General features: G+C 45.1%; 13 protein-coding genes and 1 tRNA gene. 3 read left to right on the top strand and 11 right to left on the bottom strand.

Features of this window, described 5'->3' with window-relative positions:
• Positions 1 to 12: 12 nt before the first annotated feature.
• Entirely contained in the window at positions 13 to 549 is a 537-nt protein-coding gene (locus TREAZ_RS03090) for a nitroreductase family protein (protein ID WP_015710343.1), read from the bottom strand.
• Between the two features lie 67 nt (positions 550 to 616).
• Positions 617 to 1084, bottom strand: a complete 468-nt coding sequence (locus TREAZ_RS03085) for a MarR family winged helix-turn-helix transcriptional regulator (RefSeq protein WP_245535086.1) — start codon at positions 1082 to 1084, stop codon at positions 617 to 619.
• Between the two features lie 103 nt (positions 1085 to 1187).
• Here TREAZ_RS03085 and TREAZ_RS03080 point away from each other — a divergent pair, with 103 nt between their 5' ends.
• Positions 1188 to 1718, top strand: a complete 531-nt coding sequence (locus TREAZ_RS03080) for a glutathione peroxidase (RefSeq protein ID WP_015710341.1) — start codon at positions 1188 to 1190, stop codon at positions 1716 to 1718.
• Between the two features lie 17 nt (positions 1719 to 1735).
• Here TREAZ_RS03080 and hpf read toward each other — a convergent pair whose 3' ends face one another.
• Positions 1736 to 2026, bottom strand: coding sequence for a ribosome hibernation-promoting factor, HPF/YfiA family (gene hpf / locus TREAZ_RS03075; protein WP_015710340.1), 291 nt, complete (start codon positions 2024 to 2026; stop codon positions 1736 to 1738).
• 27 nt (positions 2027 to 2053) lie between these two features.
• Positions 2054 to 3472: an RNA polymerase factor sigma-54 gene (rpoN, locus tag TREAZ_RS03070; RefSeq protein WP_245535085.1), complete on the bottom strand. Its 1419-nt coding sequence runs from the start codon at positions 3470 to 3472 to the stop codon at positions 2054 to 2056.
• Between the two features lie 25 nt (positions 3473 to 3497).
• On the opposite strand from rpoN, the gene TREAZ_RS03065 reads away from it, so the two are divergent.
• Positions 3498 to 4772: a DUF1015 domain-containing protein gene (locus TREAZ_RS03065; RefSeq protein WP_015710338.1), complete on the top strand. Its 1275-nt coding sequence runs from the start codon at positions 3498 to 3500 to the stop codon at positions 4770 to 4772.
• A gap of 53 nt (positions 4773 to 4825) precedes the next feature.
• Positions 4826 to 4908 (top strand) — tRNA-Leu (locus TREAZ_RS03060).
• Positions 4909 to 5049: 141 nt separating this feature from the next.
• On the opposite strand, the gene TREAZ_RS03055 is transcribed toward TREAZ_RS03060, so the two are convergent.
• The 7 genes from TREAZ_RS03055 to TREAZ_RS03025 form a co-directional block, all read right to left on the bottom strand.
• The gene (locus tag TREAZ_RS03055; protein WP_015710337.1) at positions 5050 to 9186 is read right to left on the bottom strand and encodes a tetratricopeptide repeat protein; all 4137 of its coding nucleotides are present in this window, start codon (positions 9184 to 9186) and stop codon (positions 5050 to 5052) included.
• 11 nt (positions 9187 to 9197) lie between these two features.
• Positions 9198 to 15491, bottom strand: a complete 6294-nt coding sequence (locus tag TREAZ_RS17240) for a tetratricopeptide repeat protein (RefSeq protein ID WP_015710336.1) — start codon at positions 15489 to 15491, stop codon at positions 9198 to 9200.
• Positions 15492 to 15533: 42 nt separating this feature from the next.
• The gene (locus TREAZ_RS03045; RefSeq protein ID WP_083820347.1) at positions 15534 to 17651 is read right to left on the bottom strand and encodes a hypothetical protein; all 2118 of its coding nucleotides are present in this window, start codon (positions 17649 to 17651) and stop codon (positions 15534 to 15536) included.
• A gap of 371 nt (positions 17652 to 18022) precedes the next feature.
• Positions 18023 to 19036 (bottom strand): uroporphyrinogen decarboxylase family protein, encoded by a 1014-nt coding sequence (locus TREAZ_RS03040; RefSeq protein ID WP_015710334.1) that lies wholly within the window; start codon positions 19034 to 19036, stop codon positions 18023 to 18025.
• Positions 19037 to 19138: 102 nt separating this feature from the next.
• Positions 19139 to 19789: a hypothetical protein gene (locus tag TREAZ_RS03035; protein ID WP_015710333.1), complete on the bottom strand. Its 651-nt coding sequence runs from the start codon at positions 19787 to 19789 to the stop codon at positions 19139 to 19141.
• A 97-nt stretch (positions 19790 to 19886) separates the two neighbouring features.
• Complete coding sequence (locus tag TREAZ_RS03030) at positions 19887 to 21872, bottom strand: heavy metal translocating P-type ATPase (RefSeq protein ID WP_015710331.1); 1986 nt, start codon at positions 21870 to 21872, stop codon at positions 19887 to 19889.
• Positions 21873 to 22223, bottom strand: coding sequence for an ArsR/SmtB family transcription factor (locus TREAZ_RS03025; RefSeq protein WP_015710330.1), 351 nt, complete (start codon positions 22221 to 22223; stop codon positions 21873 to 21875). It abuts the gene before it with no gap.
• Between the last annotated feature and the right edge of the window lie 60 nt (positions 22224 to 22283).

Below are 22283 nucleotides of genomic sequence, written 5' to 3'. Positions count from 1 at the left end.
GATGACAGGTACTCATTGAACATAACCTACGCCTACCGAAAAAGCCGGGGCTTGGGAAAACTTGTCCTCCCCCGCATAGCCAATCAGTACTCCGCAGACAGGGGAAAACCCTTCCGGTATTCCGGCTTTTTTGGCCAGCGGCGGGTTATCCTTAAAGGCCACGGCGGCGGACCCAATATAGCAGGAAGCGAGATCCAAAGCGGTGGCAGCCACAGTGATATTCGCGGCGGCGCAGGCTGCATTTACTCCGCTATAGGGAGATGCCGGGCCGGAAATCAGAAACAGGACAGGAGCGCCGTAAAGGGCATGATAGCCCTCAATCTCGGCCCGTTCTTTGGCAAAGCCCCCCATAGCCCTCATGTTGGCCAGGGCTTTTTCATCAATTTCTTTCAGCAGTTCAGCTTTTGTAATTACTGAAATATGAAAATTCCCGAATTTCGGCGCTCCGGTCCCGGCTTTTACCAGGGCTTCCAGCTTTTCCTGTTCAACTTTTTTTCCGGTGTAGCCCCGGACACTTTTTCTGGTTTCAATCGCCTTTAGTGCATCCATAATTTCACCTCGTGTGCATAATATAAGGGCCGACAAAAATGTTGTCCCCAAATGGAAATTTCGGCGCTTAGCTCCCTGCCGCGCTTCTACACTTCCATTTTTGTTTTTCGAGTATGTCCATAAAGTGGTTGGAAAGCTTTATGAACTGTTTTGTTTTTGTTTCACCAAACTGGTCAACAATCCCCGATAGCAATTCCATAACCTTTTGTTCCTGTTCTTCAACAACCGCATTACCTTTTGGCGTAAGCGCAAGCAGCCGTTTTCTTCGATTGGCTTTGTTTATATCCCGTGTGATAAAGCCTTTTTGTTCCATGACCCCCAGCATCTGTGAAACCGCAGCCCGGCTGATGCAGAGCATATCAGGAATTGTAAGCTCTCCGGAATCGAAAGCATGGTCCTTTATACCCTTCAATACGAAAACTTCCACTATGGAGACATTCTCCCTGGAGTTCGGACAGAAAGCCCGAAAAGCTGTCTCAATTTGCTTAAACCGGAAAACAGAATGAATCATCTGATTTAAAAGATCCTGTTCCACTTTTCCCCCTGAATGCATCATAAATTCGCTTGACATTCTTTCAAATTGTTAATATGTTAACAATAAACTAATTGACAGTAACTGTCAATATGGAGGAAAAAATATGAATTTATATGATTTTACGGTAGCAGACCGCGAAGGAAAACCGATTTCTCTTGCCGACTATAAGGGAAAAGTGCTTTTGATTGTGAATACCGCCACCAAATGCGGACTGACGCCGCAATATGAGGGTTTGCAAAAACTATACGAAACCCATCACGCCAAAGGTTTTGAAATCTTGGATTTTCCCTGCAATCAATTTGGCGGACAGGCTCCGGGCAGCGCAGAGGAAATTGCAGAATTTTGTACAATAAATTTTCACACTACTTTCCCGCAGTTTGCCAAGATTGATGTAAATGGTGACAAAGCCGCGCCTCTTTTTGTGTATCTCAAAAATCAGGCTGAAGAAACCGAAGATGAAGGGGCAGCGGCTCTCAAAGAACGGCTCAAAGGATTTTCTTCTTTCACCGGAGCAAAGGACATTAAATGGAATTTTTCCAAATTTCTTGTCAACCGGGACGGCAAAGTGGAAGCATGGTTTTTTCCGACATATAACCCCGAAAAATTGTCGTCTGTAATTGAACGATTACTCTAATTTTTAAGGGAGGCGTCTTATCTCTTGTCCTTAACCTTTTCCTTCTCCTTAATAATCTTCTGATCCAATTTGTCCATCAGCTTGTCGATGGCTGCGTTAAGCTCAAACTCGGTTTCTTTCTGGTGGATGGAAACGCCCCAGCGGAAATTCACCGTTACTTCGGCAGAAAATTCCTTATCCTTGGTCAGGGTAAAGAGAAGATCCACGATCATGTTTTCGGCATTATGGATGCGGGCGATTTTTTTGTCCAGGTATTCTTTGGTTTCGTCCCTCAATGAAAAATGCACAGCCTTGATCTCAGTATTCATAATAACCCCCTATTAATTATTTACGCCCTAACGGGTGTAAGATGATCCTAAATCAAGCTCCTTGCGGTATTTGGCGACTGTTCGCCTTGCCAGGGGTATGCCCCGCCTGGCAAGAAGATCCGCCAGCTCCTGATCAGAAAAGCCCTTGCCCTCGCCCTGAACCATTTCGCGGATAAGCTCCATCACCCCTGCCTTGGAATGTTTGGAACCCCCGGAACCGACCCCGCTGATGGAATTGGTGAAAAAATGCCTCAGCTCGAAAATGCCCCACTCGGTCTCGACATACTTGCCGTTGGCCGTGCGGGAAATGGTGGACTCGTTGAGCCCCAGTTCCCGGGCTATGTCCCGCTGGGTAAGGGGCGCAATGTGCCGAGGGCCGTTGACGAAAAAATCCCGCTGGAATACCACAATGGCCCTGGTGACCTTGAGGAGAGTATGATTCCTGTCGTTGATTGACTGGATGAACCAGCGGGCTTCCCTGATATTCTCCCGGGCAAAATCCCTGGTCTCCCTCGAGTCCTTTGTGCCGGAGATCTTCATAAAGAAAGGATTGATGCCCAGCACGGGGATCTCTTCCTCGTTGATGATGATATCAAACTCTTCGTCCTTTTTGATCACCCTCACATCGGGAACCACGTAACGGGTATCGGCGGAGGAAAAGCCCCTGCCGGGAAAAGGCGACAGATCCTTGATGCGCTCAAAAATGTTTTTGACCTCGTCCTCGGTGCGGTTCAGTATTTTCGCCGCCTCGGCTATCTTGCCCCGCTCAAGGATTTCAAGGTGATCCAGGGCTTCGATGATGCCCTCAGGCTGGTCCGGGAGCAAACCAATCTGCACCCTGAGGGATTCCTGATAATTGCAAACAGCGCAGCCCTGGGGATCAAGGGACTGCACCAGCTTGAGAGCACGGCTTATCTTTTTGGGATTTTCAGTTTTAAGGAGCAAGTCCAAAGGCTCTTTGTGGAAGCCGTCTTCGTTCAGGTTTTGAACGATCCTCTCCCCGATGCGGCGTATTTCAGCATCCACCGGCGCGAGCCTGAGCTGCCAGAGCAGATGCTCCTGGAGGGTTTCGGAACGAGAAAGCGACCCTTCGATGAAGCGGTGCTGCTCGTCGGCAGCCTCCTCTCCCCCCCGGCTCACAAAGCCCGAGTCCGAAGTAGCCTCAAAATAGTCGAATTCTTCCTTGCGGTGTTTTGCGGTATCGTCTATGGACACAGTTGAGCGGTCTTCCGTTATCTCCAGGGCGGGGTTCTTCTCAATCTCTTCCTCTATCCTTTCCCTGAGATCCACAATGGGAAGCTCCATCAGCTTGATAGACTGGAGGAGCTGGGCGTTCATTGTGAGACCCTGTACCAAGTTGATTGCTGGACGCTGCATTTGCATACTAAAACTATCATTCCACTCCGCAGCTTTGTCAAGCTCGCTTGACAGGTCGTTTTTTTCCATTATGATAAGCCCTTGAGAGGTTGATATGGGCGATATACACAAAAGATTGGCAGCCCTGGGGCTCAAAATACCTGAGATACTCCTCCCCAAACCTGGGGCAGAGCTTGAAAAGTGGGCGGTCATAGCCTGCGATCAATTCACCCAGGATTTGCATTATTGGGAAAAAGCCCGGGCCATAGCCAGGGATGCCCCCTCCTGCCTCAACCTCATCTTCCCCGAAGCTTATCTTGGAGATGGCCGCCCTGATTCCCGCATACAAAGCATCCATAGGGCCATGGCCTCCTACATGAATGAGGGAATTTTTGCCCCTCCCCGGCTAAACTGCGTCTATATCGAGAGGGCGACCCCCTTCCACCCCTGCCGCAGGGGCCTGGTGCTGGCAGTCGATCTCGACCAATACGACTGGGCGCCTGACAGCCGCCCCCTCATACGCTCCACCGAAGGGACCATCAAGGAAAGGCTCCCCCCCCGCATGGACATACGCCGCGGGGCGCCCCTGGAGACGCCCCACATCCTTCTGCTTATTGATGACGAGGAAGACACCCTCCTCCCCAGCCTGGGGGAATTGGCAAAAAACGCCGGCAGTCCGGCCCCCCTCTACGATACCCCCCTGATGATGGATTCAGGTTCTGTCAAAGGATGGCCATTGGACAACGAAAAAGCCTGGACAAAACTGGCGGAGGGCCTGGAGAAGCTGGGCGGCAAAGCCAACTTGCGTTATGGGGTACAGGACTCTGCCCCCTTCCTTTATGCAGTGGGTGACGGGAACCATTCGCTTGCCACGGCAAAGGGGATTTGGGAAGAGTATAAGGCCCTGCACAAACATGAACAGGGATACGAAAACCACCCCTGCCGCTGGGCTTTGGTAGAGCTGGAAAACCTTTATGATCCGGGCATCAGTTTTGAGCCCATACACCGGGTTCTTTTTGATACTGAAGCTTCGGCGATCGAGGCTGCCCTCAAAAAGCTTCCCGGCTTCAGGTACAGCAAAAAAGGCGAACGCTATTTTGCCCTGGAAGCGGACACTGCGGAACTTGCCACAGTGACCCTTCAGCCCCTGCTGGATGAACTGGCGAAGCCCACAGGAGCGGCCATTGACTACATTCATGGCAAAGAAGAACTGCGCCGCCTTGCCGCCGATGCCAGCCGGCCTGCAATTTGCATAGAGCTCCCGCCCATCCGGAAGAACGGTCTCTTCCAGACAGTGGCGAAAAACGGCCCCTTACCGAGGAAGAGCTTTTCCATGGGGGAAGCTCGGGAAAAACGCTTTTACCTGGAGTGCAGGAAACTATTTGGTTAGGCGCTTTTCCCTTGAAAAAGCTTAAAAAATATGGTTAACTAGTGCCATAATAAGCCGGCGTGGTGGAACGGTAGACACGATAGACTCAAAATCTATTGCACGCGAGTGTGTAAGAGTTCAAGTCTCTTCGCCGGTAATTTGTAATTCCTTGTATTGTAAGGAATTAGCAAAAACGTCTTTTAGCTGAAGCAATAAGTTGTGCGGCATCGTGCGCTTATCGTGCATTAATCAAATCACTGTGGGGATAGTGGTTACGGGCTTTTCAGAGTTACTGCAATCATTGCTTTTCTCCCATTAGTTCATGCAGTTCGGCTATATTTTGAATTGTCCTTATGGTATCAGGATGCTCAAGACCAAGAACAGTTTCCCGTATTACCAGGGCCTTATTATAATATCCGAGCGCTTTTTGGTAATCACCCAGCATGAAATATACAACTCCAATCGTGTTAGAAGACATTCCGGTATCAGCATGGTTTGTTCCCAAAATATCTTCCCGAATCTTCAGTGCATTATGGTAAAATTCCAGCGATTCTTTATATTCCTTCAAATAATAGTATGCATTCCCGACATTTTCATAAGAAACTGCTGTATCAATATTGTTTTGCCCCAGAACAGTTTCCCGTATTACCAGAGCCTTATTATAATATCCAAGCGCTTTTTGATATTCTTTCTGCCTAATATATATATTCCCAATGTTGTTATAGGTAGTTGCGGTATCGGCGTGATTTGTCCCAAGCGTAGCTTCCCGTATTTCCAGAGCATTTTCCATATATTCAATTTCTTTTTGGTAATCCCCCAGCCTGTAATATGCAACCCCAGTATTGTTATACGAACTTGCAGTATCAACGTTGTTTCTCCCCAGAACAGCTTCCCGAATCTCCAGGGCCGCCAGGTGATGTTCCAGCGATTTTTGGTACTCACTCAAATTATAATAAGTGCCCGCCATATTGAAATATGAAGCTGCTGTGTCAGGATTATTTCTCCCCAGAACCACTTTCCGAATTTCCAGGGCCGCCTGATGGTGTTCAAGAGCTTCTTGGTACTCTCCCTGTTTATTGTAAACATCCCCAAGCTTGGTATAGGTTATCGCAGTATCTGGATTATTTTTCCCCAGAACAGATTTCCGTATTTCCAAAGCCTTTTGATAACGATCAAGTGCTATTTCGTACTCGTCCTGTTTGCAATATACATCCCCAAGATTGTTATATGTAATTGCAGTATCAAGATTATCCTCGCCCAAAACAACTCTTCGTATATACAGTGCCGGTAGATAATAATCAATCGCCATTCTGTACTCGCCTTGTTTGTAATATACGTTCCCAAGGTTGTTATAAGTGGTTGCGGTATCAGCATAGTTTTTTTCCAGGACAAACTCTTTTATTTCCCGTGCTTTTTGATGATTTTCGAGTATATCGTGGTAATTCTTTTCTCTAAGATAACCTGAGGAAGTATAATGTTCTACCCCCAGAATAGCTTCCCGTGTTTCCAGAGCTTTTTTGTAATAGTCGAGAGCTTTTTCTTGATCGCCCTGTTTGCAATATACATCCCCAAGATTGTTATAGGTGTCTGCGATATCAGCATGATTTTTGCCCGGAACGGCTTCCCGTATTTCCAGCGCCGCAAGATGGTATTCAAGCGCTTTTTGATATTCCTCAATAGCGTAACATACAATTCCGATATTGCTATAAGATGACGCGGTATCGATATGGTTCTTGCCCAAAACGGCTTCCCTTATTTCCACCGCCGCCAGCTGATATTCAAATGCTTTTTGATATTCCTTAAGATCGTAATATACGTTTCCGATATTGCCATAAGATGACGCAGTATCAGCATGGTTCTTCCCCAGAACGGCTTTTCGAATTCCTAGAGCTTTTTGGTAATGTTCAAGCGCTTTTTGATATTCTCCTATATCGTAGTATATAGCCCCAATATTGCTATAAGACCTTGCGGTATCAGCATGGTTTTTTCCTTGTATCGCTTCTTGTATTTCCAGTGCCGTCTGATAATACTCAAGCGCTTTTTGGTATTCTCTTAAATTATGATACGCAGATCCTATACTATTATTGGAATTTGCGGTATCAGCATGGTTTTTCCCTAAAGAAGCCTCACGAATTTTAAGGGCTTTTTGGTAATACTCAAGCGCCTTTTGATATTCTTCTAATTTTTGATATGCAGCACCAATATCGCAATAAGAACTCGCCACATCCCCATGATTTTTTTCCAAAACAGCTTTCTGCATTTCCAGCGCTTTTTGGCGGCATTCCTGAATGGTCATATTATTCGGAAGGAAATACCGGCTTTTGCCCCCGGTGGAATATCCCAATTCACATTGCAGCGCTTCGTCAAAATCTGCAAGAGCTTTTGGATAGTCTCCAATTAAATAATATGTCTGCCCCCGGCCATTTAATACATCAGGATTGTTCGGCAAGATTTTTATTGATTCGTCATAATCCGTTAATGCTTTAGCATAATCGCCAAGATTACGATATGCTTCGGCGCGAATGGATAACGCTTTTGCCATATCAGGATGGTGTATAATCTGAAATTTTTCCAAAAATTCCAGCGCGTTTTTACAATATTCTGCTGCTTTTTGATATTCACCCATATATAAATATACTAACCCAATATTATTATATGAAGCAGCGTGATTTCGGTAATTTATGTAAAAAGCTTTTGAACCTATTGATTTTTGGAAATATTCGATGGCTTTTTCATATTCGCCCAGATTGGAATATGCACTGCCTAAATTGTTATAAAATGATCTGGTATCATCATCTGTTGTTCCCGGAATAGCTTCGCGTATTTCAAGCCCTTTTTGGTAACAATCAGCCGCATTTTGATATTTCCCCATATTGGAATACAGATCACCCAAATTGTTATAGGAAGCTGCAGTATCGGGATGATTTTTTCCATGAATAGCTTCCTCTATTTCCAGCCCCGTTTGATAATATTTAAATGCCTTTTGATATTCGCCCTTAACGGAATATGCATCTCCTATGTTTTTATAAGACTCCGCAGTATCACGATGGTTTCTGCCAAGATTAGCTTCCCGGATTTCTAGGGCTTTTTGATGGTATTCAATTGCCTTTTTATATTCGCCCTTGCCGGAATATGCACTCCCCATATTATTATAGGAAGCTGCGGTAATAAGATTATCTGTGCCCAGGATAACTTCTTGAATTGTTAGCGCCCTTTGATGGTATTCAATCGCGTTTTGATATTCGCCCATATATCTATATACAGTGCCAATATTATTGTAAGACATTGCCGTATCAGGGTGTTTTTTACCCAGAAGAGTTTCGAGAATTTCCAGTGCCTTTAGGCGATATTGGAGCGCTTCTTTATATGCGGACTCGCCGCTATCTATCCTTGAACATGCGCTCCCAACGGTATTATACGACTCTGCAGTATCAAGATGGTACATACCAAAAATAAATTCACGAATATCCAGCGCTTTTTGATAATAGGGGATCGCTTTATGAAAATCTCCCAGATTGGAATATGCGTCTCCAATATTGTTATAAGATACCGCTATATCAGGATGGTATAACCCCAGAATATCTTTCCGGATCTCCAGAGACTTTTGATAATGCTCAAGGGCTTCCTGGTATTTTCCCAGGCTGGTAAATTCAGCGCAAATATTGTCATATAATGCTGCTGTATCAAGATAGTTTATTCCAGGAACAGCTTCCTGCATTTTAGGCGTCTTTTGATAAAATTCAGGTGCTTTATAATATTCCTTTATTTCAAGATTCTGTTCCGGCAGATTTTCAATTTTGACCCATGGGTACTGGTTACGGATAAATACTTTCATTGTCTCGTCGCTTTCCTGTGTTGAAAATATTACTCGTACATTCAGGGGAAATGCGGGCAACCAGTTAAGTAGCTTTGCGTTATCCCTATTAAAAATTCTGTCCATGCCGTCAAGAACAAGAATAAGGCGCTTCTCTCTGGCGGCTTCCCATAACACATTCTGCAATTTCTGGGTGAGCGTTTTATCAAACCTATGAGGGTTTTTCGGCGTTTCTTCAATTGCAGCTGTTTTAGACATTCGAGGAAGGCAGCAGACTCTGATTATTTCATCGACAAGGTATTCACATATTTTATGGTAATCATCGTTGGATTGGGAAGCGCCAATAAAATAGTAAACAATTTTTACACCGGAATCGTTTTGTTTTTTCTGAATCCAGCCTGCCAGCAGAGCGCTTTTCCCCATGACCTGATCCCCGGTAATGACAAAAGTCCTCCCGCTGGCGCGTACAAAAGCATCCAGTTTTTCTTCAACTTTTGGTAGAGGTAAATATATGGAAGCCCTGTTTTGCAGAAACGTCTGCTGTTCAAAGCGTTCCCTTTCGGATTCGGGGAAGGAGCCGGTCGACGAGTTAAAATCTCTGATTTGGCGGCTTTTGGACATATTGTGCATCCTCATAGATATTGATACGGCGCAACCGTTAATGTACCTTTTTGTTTATACTCTTGCGCCTTTTGAGTGTCTCCCAAAAATTCATATATACTGCCGATATTACGACAAGTATCGGCGGTATCGAAATCTTCTTTTCCAAGAACGGCTTCCTTAATTTCCAGCGCCTTTAAGGAATAATAAAGCGCTTTTTGATATTCATGCAATTCCATATAATAGAAACCAATGAAGTGGCAAGATGCCGCGGTATCAAGATTGTTTTTTTCCAGCACTGTTTCCTGTATTTCCAATGCTTTTATGCGGTATTCAAGGGCTTTTTGATAATCGCCCATATAATCGTATATTATACCAATATTAATATAAGAAACAGCGGTATCAGGATTTTTTCTCCCCAGAACAGACTCCCGTATTTCCAGCGCATTTTGATGATATTCGAGGGCTTTTTGATATTCTTTTAGCTTCCAATATGCAAGACCAACATTATTATACGAAACAGCTGTATCAGGTTGATATTTCCCCAAAATAGTTTCCCGAATTTCAAGAGCTTTTTTATAATAGTCGAGAGCCTGTTGATATTCACCTAGATCAGACCATGCACTGCCTAAATTGTTATACGAAGCGGCGGTATCAGGATGACTTAGGCCAAAAATAGCTTCCCGAATTTCAAGGGCCTTTTGGTGATATTCGAGGGCCTTTTGATATTCATGCAGCTTGGAACATGCAATACCAAAGTCATTATAACGGATAGCGGTGTCAGGCTCATTTCCCGCAGAGACAGCAAGCTCTATTTCCAGAGCCTTTTGATAATATTCGAAGGATTCTTTATTTTTACCTATTTGGTAATATCTATTCCCTATATTTTTATAAGAATTTATTAAGCCAGGATGGATTTTTCCAAGAACAGTTTCCCGTATTTCTAAAACCTTTTGGCAATATCCAAGCGACCTTTGATATTCGCCCAAATTTAAATATACATTCCCAACGGCAGTATAAGAATTTATTGTGTCAGAATGTGATTCACCAAGAACAATTTCCTGTATTCTAAGCGCTTTTTGAAAATATTCGAGAGCTTTTTGATATTCACCCATATTGTAATATATATACCCAATAGTTGTATAGGAATTTGCCACATCCGGATAGTTTCTCCCCAGAACAGCTTCCAGCAGGACTTCTGTGTTTTCAATATGATCCAGCCAATTGCGATCCGTCACGGAGATGTAACGCTGCCGAATAATAAAGTTAAGAAAATCCTGCCCGAGTTTTTTTTCTTTTTCATCCAACTCCCGGACGAGGTCTCCACTGATACCCTCATCAAGGGCGTCCTTCACCCGTTTTTTCATATCCGTATCAAAAAGTATAGCGTCCCGCTGTTCATATATAAACTTGCGCTGAGCTTTGAGCGCGTCGTCGTATTCCAAAAGGTACCTGTGGAATTCAAAGTCCCGCTCTTCCAGCTTTTTCTGCGCTTTCTCTATGCTCTTGTTCAGCCATGGATGGCAGATAGGTTCTCCATCTTTCATCCCTATTCTATACATAAGATTTTTCATTTTTTCGGCGTTAAAGAGGCGCATAAGATTATCATCAAAGGAGATAAAAAACTTTGAACGTCCAGGGTCTCCGCGAATGCCTGAAAAACTCCTGAGCTGATCGTCAAGACGCCGGCACTTATTACGTTCCGTACCGATGACGTAGAGCCCCCCCAGGGCTTTGACTTCTTCATACTCCTTTTCCCATTTTTCGTATTTTTCTTTGTAAGCTTCGGCATAGACCCGAGGCTCAGCGTTTATACCAACCTGCTCCCTGGCCCGGTGTTCCGGGCTGCCTCCGAGCTTGATGTCTGCGCCCCGGCCCGCCGTGTTTATAACGATGGTGACAGATCCTTTGGCCCCGGCCTCGGCAACGACAGCCGCTTCCCGGGCCAGGTTTTTGCCGTTCATGACTTCATGGCGTATGCCCCTCTGGGTGAGTCGGCTGGATAGGGCTTCGGATTTTTCGATGGATATGACGCCTGCCAGAACGGGTTGGCCTTTTTCATGGGCCGCAGCTATATCTTCTACCAGGGCTTCGTATTTGTCTTTTTCGTTCATGTATATTTCATCATTTTCATCTATCCTGGCAATCGGCTCGTTTGTGGGGATCACCACCACATCAAGATTGTAGATTTTGGAAAATTCCTCTGCGGCAGTATTTGCGGTACCTGAACAGCCGGATATTTTTATATAGGATTTGAAAAAATTTTGAAAGCTTATAGATGCCAAAGTTCGGTTACGCCGGGTAATTTTTATGAGTTCCTTTGCTTCAATGGGCTGGAGAGGCTCCCTGGAATAGCGCCGACCGTGGAGTATGCGGCCGCTAAACTCATCAATTATCTGTACCTGCCCGTTCCGGATCACATTGTCTACGTTAATGCCAAAAAGCTTTTTGACTTTGAGGGAATTGATAAAGCAAGGGATATTTTTACTATTTTCTTCATCCGCAATTGATCCTTTTATGAAGCCCTGCTTCCGGAGGCTCCCTTCCATTTTATCCGGACTTAGGAGATGGTCAAGTTCCCGGAACAACCTGGCATCTTCTTCAGCAGCGCCGGATATTTTGAGGCTGTTCCAAACTTGATCAATGAGTATGGCGTCGATTTCGTCAATGATGCAGTAATTGAGGCCCCGCTGGACCCGGCTTTCCGGATCGCGGCACATATTGTCCCTGAGGTAATCAAAACCAAACTCACTGCCGGCGCCGTAGGTAATATCGCAGGCGTAGTTCGCCTTACGCCCCTCATGGCCCGTCTTAGCCAGAACAAGACCGACTGTCACACCCAGGTATAAAAACACAGGCCCCATCCAGCCGGCGTCCTGCTCTGCAAAGTAATCGTTCAACGTGACCACATGAACGCCCCGACCGGATATGGCATTGAGGTAAGCCGCTACCGCTGCCATGAGGGTCTTCCCTTCACCGTTTTTAAGCTCCGCGATCTTACCCTTGTGGAGCGCGATGGAACCCAGTATCTGCACATCCCGGGGACGTTCCCCTAAGCAACGCCGGGCGGCTTCACGTACCAGGGCAAAGGCTTCGGGCAAAATGCTGTCAAGGCTTTCGCCTCCGGCATAACGCTCCCGGAATTTTGCCGTCAATTGGGGGAAATCCTCCGCCTTGAGATCTGTGGCCCAGATTTCTTTTTCGTTAACCTCATGCAATATGGGAAGAAGAGCTTTAAATTCCCGCTCACGCCGGGAGGCAAAAAGCGCTTTCACGATTTTTGCCGGTATGGTTGTTCGCTTTATCTTATGCCCCTCAAGTGAAGGCGTCACTATTGGTTCCATGATGTTTTTGCAACAATGGCATCCCCACAATAGTTTATCTTTTATCTTGAGCGCCTTTTGGTAATAGTCAAAGGCTATTGGATATTCCTCCATACCAGCGTATACAGCGGCAGTATCGTTATAAGAAGCGGCGATTTCAGGATGGTCCTTTCCCAAAATAGTTTCCCGTATATTTAGGCCTTTTTGGCAATATTCGAGGGCTTTTTGATATTCGCCTATATCGGCATATACAGCGCCGATGTTTAGATAAGAAGCGGCGGTTTCAGGATGGTCCTTTCCCAAAAACGACTCTCGAATTCCCAAGGCTTTTTGATAATATTCGAGGGCCTTTTGGTACTCACCCATAAAGGCATATCCAACACCGATATTGTGGTAACAAGTAACCTTATCAGAACTGGGTCTATCAGAAAAATTTGCTAAATTAGAACGAATAATACAGGGGGCGTGATAAGGAGAAGCGATCTCAGGATAGTTCTCTCTTTTTAAGACAGCCTGCCAAATTTCCAGCCCCTCATGGTTATATTCGAGGGCTTTTTGGTATTCTCCCATTTTGTTATATACACTGCCTATATCGTAATAAGAATCAGCGGCATCAGGAATTTTTCTCCCAACATGGGTTTCATAATTTTCCAGCGCCTTTTGATGATAGCCCAGGGCTTTTTGATATTCCCCCAGCATGTAATATATAAGGCCGGACTTCCTGTAAGAGTAAGCAGCGGCATCCTCGTTTCCACGGTTATCAGCGTCCTTAATTCCCAGAGCCTTATGGTAATAATCAAGCGCCTCTAGATATTCTCCCAAACTACAATACGCATCGCCTATATTGTTAAGGTAAGCTGCTGTATAAAGATCCTTCGGCGTCATAGTATCAATTTCCAATATTTCCAGGGCCCTTAAATGAAACTTAAGAGATAAATTATAATCAATCAATAATTCAGATGTAAAAAACCCAAGCTGCGAGTATACAACCCTTAATAATTCTCCGTGGCTTAAATTTTTTGTATCAAGATTAAGAAAATTTAAAAGGCTATAGCCATCCCTGTTTTCATCATGCAGAACACGCCAAAAATGCCCTAACTCAAATTGATCTTTTGTATAAAAATAATTAAACACTTGAAAATTAAGCAAAAACCTATACAGCTTATCCCACTCCTTTAATGTGGTATAGCAACTGAAACGCTCATCACACATACGGTAGAACGGAACAGATGCGTATCCTTTCGCATAAGACTTTTCCATATAATCGGCAATTTGGCTCCGGTATTTCCGGCCGCTATCCTGCAAATAGCGCTTTATCACCGCTTCTTTTGTATAAACATTATCAAATACCACAAGGCCGTTTCTCTTTGTTATATGCCCTGCTATATTGTTTGATAATTGTGACCATTGGAGAGGCGTTGCATGGCTTATAGCGAGAATTTCATCTTCGCTTAACCCGGCAGTTGAGCAGGCGATTAAGGCAAGGATATCCCCGGCCAGTGAATTGAAGGTCCTTTCTATGCGTTCAAGAACAAGGGCATAAAAGCTCTCCAAATCCGATGCGTCCAGGTATTTTTTAATTTCCGCGTTAATCCGCTCGTACACTCCAAAAACCCGCAGTTCATCAAGAAGTACTCTGAGCGTTAAAGTGTTTTCACTCTCCTTGTCAGAGACGATACGTTCAATTTGAGCTGGTAATAGTTTTTTCCCAAAGGATAAAAGATAATCTTCTATCAGCTTTTTGCGACTTTCCTTCTGCAGGGGTTCAATTCTGCATCGGAGGTACTGTTTTCGGTTAAAAAAATCTGCTACCTCACGATTTTCCCGCACAGAAAATACAAACTTTACATTCAAAATAGAATCAATCCAATTGAAGAGGTTTATGTTGGTAAAATAAGGAATTCTATCTATTCCATCAAGAACAAAGACAAGGCGCTTGTTTTTCGATTCTTTTTCTTTTTCCACGACTTTCTTTAAAACATCCTGCAATTCATAGTCAATTTGATGCATGGAAATCCAATTCAACAAGCCTCCATTCTTAATAGGCGGTTTAACACCACAAAGCCGGATAATCTCGCTGACAAGGTATTTGCATATTTCGCGATAATCTCCTTCGGATTGGGAAGCTCCGGCAAAATAGCATATAACCTTAATTAAAGGATCATCTTGATGTTTCTGACTCCAATGGGCAAGAAAGGCGCTTTTGCCAATTCCCGTCTCACCGCTAAAGACAAGAACTTGTTCGCTACCACTTACAAAGGCATCAAGTTTTTCTTCTATTTCGGGTCGGGGTATAAACACTCCAATACGGCTTTTCAGAAAAACCCGCTGTTCCAACCGCTCCTTTTCAAATTCAGAAATCAACTTACCCGGGAACAACCTGTCCACAAGGGCTTTAAAGTCGCGTTCCACAAATCCGCCCAATTCTTTAATAGAATGATATTCTTCCACGGGATATTTATCCTGCTCACGGATCTGTTGTTTAAGATGTTTCAGCTTTAAAACAGCGCGGCTTTTACGTCTTTCCCTGAAATTTGCCGGTATATTTATAGCAGGTGAGCGAAAATAAAAATACGCATTCACCATTTCCTTTTCCCGGAGTACTCCTTCCTGAATTTCAATTTCAGTAATACTGGTACTATTTTTTAATTCCTTCCTTATCCAGGGATAGTCTTTCAGAACATTTGTTTTTTTTGCAATCTTCTTCCGGTCTTTTTCAGAAGGTACCCAGCCATAACGTTCACCCAAAAGTCCGATAAAAAAAGGACTTGATTTCTGTATTTCCAGGAGGCAAGTTTCCACAACCTTTCCCTGTTTTGAATCTTCCTCGCTGATACCCCAACGCAAGTCCAATTCAAAAAAATTGACATCCCGCTCCTCGCAATAACGGCGCAGGGAAGGAAAAACGCGGCTTACCAGATAATCCCGCTCGGCGCTCATATCCTTAAAGGTCGATGAGATAAAAACGCGTATCTGCCGGTTTTCAATTAGAGCTGTGTTCATATATCACCATCCCTTAACTTTCTCCATAATTCGCCAATATCTCTAAAGCCCATCCCACTTCACAATTTTGTAATTAGTGTCTCTAAGATTACCTTCAAGACAATCCATTTGTTGGCAATCATAAAACATAATATCGCTTTCTTTAAAGGCGGCTTGAAAATCCAAATTAGGATCTTTTTTGCATTTAAGTTTTGCCTGTAATTTGGCTAATTCGTCCAATCCTTCAAAAGTAGTAATGCACGCATGCTCTTTTGTGGCTTTATTTTTCCGAAGGTCCACACTTACCATTTTCTTTTGCATCGGAGTCCAACCTTTTACTAAATGGAAGGTATTCCAACGCTGATGTTCAAGCCGGGCAAGATTATTACGGATGGTATTTGCTATCTTCCCATTCTTGTAGTGCTCTATTTCTTTTGCCTCTAGCAGCTTTTGAGCCTCTTCAAACTTATAAACTTCTTTAAATTCTTCTTTTGCATCTTCAGTTTTCGTACTGTTATCAACAAGGTCAAAACCAATCATATTCAGTTTTATGCGGATTGAAAGAGCAGCAGAAAGGTTTGATTCTCGTTCAAAGCTGCCAATTTGACACCATGTCTGGTTTATAAGCTCCTCCATTTCTTCAGGCTGTCCTTTAATGCTTGCGCTTGCGTAGCTTACTGCAATATGTTTTGCAAGGATGTCCATATTCCTATTCTCAATGTGATCAAGTGTAAGAATTGCATTTTCAAAACCGAAAGGTTTTATTTTAATTTCAGCATCAGCATTGAGTACTTTCTCATTAACAATAGGCGAAGACCTTTTTGCATGGACAAAAATGTTTATGCCTTTCTTTACATTCTCTCTGTTGCACTGCTGACGAAACTCCATGGCGGTTTCCGCACTTAACTGAACATCCCCTAAAGCAACAATCACCACTGAGGCGTCAACCTTCTTAATTCGTTCTATAACCAAATCATACATTTCTTTTGAAAGAGCGTTACGTTCTACAAAATCAATTCTGTATTTTTCCTGCGGCATCGAAAAATACTTTTTACTGCTCCATTCTCCTTCTTTTGCGAAAACTCCACGGGAATAGTTCATAAAGGCACTTTGACTATCTTGTATATCCTTGTCAATCACCAGGGCTTGATAATCCATACCTAAAACCTGGTTTGCAGCAATGCTTTGTTTAAGAAATTCACGATTTATCTTACCAAAGCCTATAAATACATGCAGAAAATCAAATTTTCTTTTTAAACAGGCATTTTCAGTATCTATATATTCACGAGGAATAAATTTTGTAATAGGGTTATCAAATAAAAAGGAACGCACAGTTATTTCATAGGGATTAAAAAACTGTATTTTTCCATCTGCATTATCACTTAATTTAAAATGCTCCACCCTTTCAATATTGGTATACATAATGTGGGCAGAAAACTTCAATTTTTTAGGATTACTGCCAGAAAACACTGATAAACTTTCTGTTATAATTCTTGCTATTTCAAGATTTTCAACATCGTCATCGGAAATAGCGATAAGGGTTATTTCTTTTGACTTAACGAATCTTGGTTTTTTAAGAATTCCTATGCTAAATTCCCCATTGATAGCAAGAAAACCTTGATCCATTAACTTCTTTTTCCCTTCTACATTATTCTCATTTTGAATAATGATAGTATTACCTTTTTGCTCTGCAGTAAGACTTTTGAGGAGTGTTTCTTGATGAATACCTTTCCCGACAATGATCCATATTTTCTTTGATAAGAGCTTAACGAAGAATAAAGATATGACATTCCAAAAGCTTTTAAAAAATATATGCACCGCAAATACCACGGTACATATCACTGCGGCGATATAACAAATAATGAAGGCAATACCGTAAAAAGTATTTTCCATGGACAGAGATTCAATTTTATCCATTCCCGCATTAAGAACAAACATTTGTAAAGTGGTGATAACTGCTGAACCGACCTTTATGATTTCTCTTGGATTATGGCCTTCGTTATAGATGCGGCTATTCCCCAACCAGTTAAGTATAAGTCCTGCAAAGAAAACCATAGAAAAAAATACTATCCGTGGAACCTCTTTTGAAACACCTTTTCCCGGCTTATAAAGAAAGTAAAAAAAGCCTCCAAAAAGGATCAATGCGATAGCGATTTGGCTGATTAGCGTTACTGTGATCATTATATTCCTCTCGTCCATTCATGAATGTCCTTTGTTTTTTCCGCCATGGAAAGACAATTCCTATATACAGTATACCTTATGTTATTCATAGTAAGCAATCGATATTAAGCAGAAAAGACAAGCAGGCTATTCTGTATTGAAACAGAGTTTTAGAGAGGCACTGATGTATCAGATTAAAACGCTGGTTTTTTAAGTGCCAGCGATGCAAACGAGCAGCTCAAGTTCGACGCTGCCAGGGACATGATGCAGGATTGCTCTGTCATGTGGACCGAATCCGAACCTGAAATTAAAAATATCGTATACTATTGACTGGCCGGGCCGCTTCGATGCGGTGGTGTCCGGTTATGAGTTCCAGTGTTCCAGCATCCCAATTATTCATGCTGTTTAATAGCTGCCCTGTCCCTTACCCATTTTAAGCGTTCCACGTTTATGTCCCTTGGAAGGGTGCAGTCTGCGCCAAGGGCCAAGCCTTTTACTGCGCCCTGATTTTTAGCTTCATTTATGAGGCGATCCGTCTCGGCTTCAATCTCGGCTTTGCTTCCTTTATACAACACCCCCGCAGGAGTATTGTCAAAGCCCCCAATCACAGGCTTTCCCCCAAAGAGTTTCTTGCCCGAGCCCAGGGAGACTTTTTCCAGATGCGCGGCCCAGTTGATGATTTGGACTGGGTAATCAGTGTAATGGGATATTTTATTATGATGCCCTGCGTAACTGCAAATGTGGAGTATGTTAAGCCCTTTCGCGGAATTGGCGCTATCAAGGACAGCAAAGTCAGATGGTGCAATGCATTCTTTTTGGAGTTCAGTGGAGATCCGGGAATCTGAAACATCCTGGGTGCTGTAATAAATCCCGTCAGCGCCACCTTCCGAAACAACCGCCTTTGCGAGGGCGGCTGTATCTTCGGCCACAACATTCAGGGCGCGGGTTACCACGGCCTTATCGCGGAGCATAAAATCAGCCAGCATAGAGTCCGCGTTTTTACCCTGCCTTGCGAATTTGAAAATAGTGGCAGGGGCGAAAATGTTGTAAAAGGTCAGGACATTCTTGCCATAAGCGCCGGTTACAGCCTGGGCCAACTTTACCTGTTCCCGTATCCATGGGTGATCTGAGCCTATGGGCTTGATTTTCTTTAATTCGGATACATCTTTCGCGGAGGCAAAAATTTCGTTGGGATAGCAAAAATACCCATCCGTCATAATCTTGAGGAAATCAGGATCAAAGGCTTCATAAAATTTCTTATGCCCCTGAATATTGATTTCCCTAAGCCCTGGGTTCTTAAAAACATCCTCAAGCTCGTCCTTGGCGAAGTGAAACCAGAAACCTACAGGAATGCGTTCTACGCTCTCATTATGAAAGGCTCGCCATACTAAGTCACGTTTATTCATACAACATTCCTATAAACACAAACAGACAAGGACAAAGAGGAGGAATTTTCATAAAAGGAAATGGGGGGAAAGAGCGGATGCCCGCCCCTGCCCCCGCTATTTTTAGAGTCCCAGGCCGAAGGAAAGCTTAATGCCGTTGGTTCTGAGCGCCGCCCAGTTGCCCCGGAGCGGCAGATCCTTCCTATCAATATAGAAATAATAATAGTTCGCCAGATTGGGATCTGAAGGGTCATAGACCCGCACTTCGCCGGTATCGCCGTTTACCCAGATTCTGAAGGGGATTGAGTATGACAGGTTATCCCAGGTAAGGAGGGGCAGGTACTGGTTAAGGGAGACGCTCTGCACCAGTTCCATCCGGGAATTGGTAGTGCTCCTGTAAACCTGGGCTGAGAAGCCAGCGGGTATGTCCCTGGTGAGGGGTTTTTCATCGTAGTTGAGCCAGAGGAGATAGGACTTACCAGCACCCCAGGAGGCACCGTTGTAAGCGCTATCGCCAAAAATATGGATGCCGAAACCGCCATGGCCATCCTGTACCCCATCTTCGTAACGGGCGTTGAATTCATAAATCATGGGGCCGCTTTGGGGTATCCTGAGATTCACCTTGGCCAACCGGGCCTTGGCATCATTCTGATAGAGCCTGGGACCTTGGAAACCCCAACTTCCTGACGCAAAGTGATATTCAGGAAGCTGAACCTGTGCAAAGAGGGACACTGCCATGCCCATTACCAATAAAGAGAGAACGAGACGCTTCATATGCAACTCCTTGATATGGATGTGATTGACTTTACCTATAATAACACACCTTTTCAAAAAATGGAACATAAAATTCAAATTTTCGACGAATTTTTGCCTAGCGCAATGCCCTGGCCGAATTGAGTATAGCTATCAGGGCAACGCCTACATCGGCGATAAGGGCAAGCCACATATTGGCCTCTCCCATAACTGCCAGGGTGATGAACATGCCTTTTGCCCCAAGGGCAAAGACCACATTCTGCAGAATGATGCGGTGGGTCCTCCTTGCCCGCTCTATAGCCTCGGGAACCCGCCTGGGATCGTCGGTCATAACGATAATATCCGCTGCCTCTACTGCGGCATCGGCTCCCGAACCCATAGCAATGCCCACATGGGAGCGCGCCAATACCGGCGCATCATTGATCCCGTCGCCTACAAAGACAGTTGTCCCGGTTTTGGTCAGCTTCTCGACCTGGAAAAGCTTATCTTCCGGGAGAAGCCCGGCCTCCACGGACGTAATCCCCAGTTTTGAAGCAGTTTCCATGGCAGCCCCCCGGTTATCCCCGGTGAACATCACTGTATTGCGTATGCCCATCTGCTTTAATTCCCTGATTGCCTCCACTGCTCCCAGCTTAAGGGTATCCCCAATGAGGATGCGGCCCATATACTTGCCTGAACGAGCAAGGTACACCGCTGTATTGATGTCCTCGTCCACAGAACTTGCGGTTTGGGAGGATAATACACCCCTGGATTCCAGGAGGCGCCGGTTTCCGGCGAGGAAAACCTCAGTCCCAGCCTCAATTTCCAGGCCCTGGCCCGCTATCTCCCTGCGGGAAGCTGTTTTCTCGAAACTCCCGGCAGAACCCTCCGCCGAGACCAAAGGCCGGGGTTCCCCTCCGGCAACACTCTTCCCATGAACCCGTATGGCCTCAGCTATAGGGTGATTGGATTCCTGCTCCGCCCAGATTGCGGCTGCCAGGAGATCCTCCTCATCTGTCCCAGGCGCAGGCTCCAGGGCAATTACCGAGAACTTGCCCCTGGTGAGTGTCCCGGTCTTGTCGAAAGCCACATTCTGCGTCCGGTTCAGCATATCCAGGTGCACTGCCCCCTTTACCATTATGCCCCGCCGGGACATACCCCCTATGCCCGCAAAGTAACCCAGGGGAACACTCACCACCAGGGCGCATGGGCATGAAATGACCAGCAGGATAAGGGCCCTGTAGAACCATTCGGAAAAACGGGCTCCGGGAATGACGAGGGGCGGGACAACCGAAAGCAGGACAGCGAAGCCCACCACTATGGGGGTATACCAGCGGGCAAAGGCTGTGATAAAACGCTCCGGCTTGGCTTTGGCCTCTTTGGCCGACTCCACAAGCTTGATGATTCTGGCAGCTGACGAGTCATCCGCCGTCCTTGTCGTCCGAATCCGGAAAACACCATCCACCGAGAGGGTGCCCGACCTGACCTCTTCCCCCGCTTCCCTTGCCACAGGCCGCGCTTCCCCGGTGAGCATGGAAGCATCAATGGAACCGGCGCCGTCCTCCACAACCCCGTCCAGGGGGAAGCGCTCGCCAGGCCTTACCAGTACAAGGGTGCCAGGCGCCACATCGGCAGGGGAAACCTCTGCCCAGCCTTCGCCATCCTGTATCCTTGCCTTATCCGGCTTCAGCGCCAAAAGGGCATTGATGGAAGACCGCGAGCGATTCACCGCCGCTTCCTGAATAAGCTCCCCTATCATATAGAAGATCATTACCCCTGCGGCCTCTTCCCACTCGCCAATGGCAAAAGCGCCTATAGTGGCAATGGACATGAGGAAATTCTCGTCCAGCGCATGGCCCCGCTTAAGGTTAAGGAAGGCATTCCTCAAAACCGGAAGACCCGCAAAAAAGTAGGACCCGAGAAAGGGGATGAGGGGCAGAAAAGGCCCTACCAGGAAAGGGCCTAGCTGCATATTTGCCAGGGGCTTTTGCCAGGCAACAAGCAAGCCCAGGCCCCAAAGCAGAAAAGCTATGATAAAGGTTTTTATTCCCTTCCGCGGAAGGCTTTCTTCTTCATGCTCTTCATGACAGCAACTACAACCATGACTGCTGCAACTGTTACTCATTTAACGTTCCTCCAGGTGTTCACGGGCATATCTGATGATGGATTTGACATGATCGTCGTCCAATGAATAGTAAATAATCCGGCCGTCCCTGCGCCCTTTGACGAGCCGTACTCTTTTGAGGGCTGCCAAATGGTGGCTTACCGAGGAAACGCTGGCTCCAATGGTCACGGAAAGGTCAAAGACACAAAGCTCCCCGGCGCCGAGGGCATAAAGTATCTTGAGCCTCGAGGCATCGGTCAAAACTTTGAAGAATTCGCCCAGGTTTTCCAGGTTCTTCTGAGGCGGAAGGGTCTCTACCGCCTGATCCACCATATCCTGATGAAAAACAATGATTTTTTGCTCTGCATTCATATTTTCTCCATTCTATCTATATATACTTGAATATATGTTCATTTGAACAATCATTCAACT

Source organism: Leadbettera azotonutricia ZAS-9, from assembly GCF_000214355.1.
GTDB classification, from domain to species: Bacteria; Spirochaetota; Spirochaetia; order Treponematales; family Breznakiellaceae; genus Leadbettera; species Leadbettera azotonutricia.
This window is presented reverse-complemented; position numbering and strand designations above follow the sequence as displayed.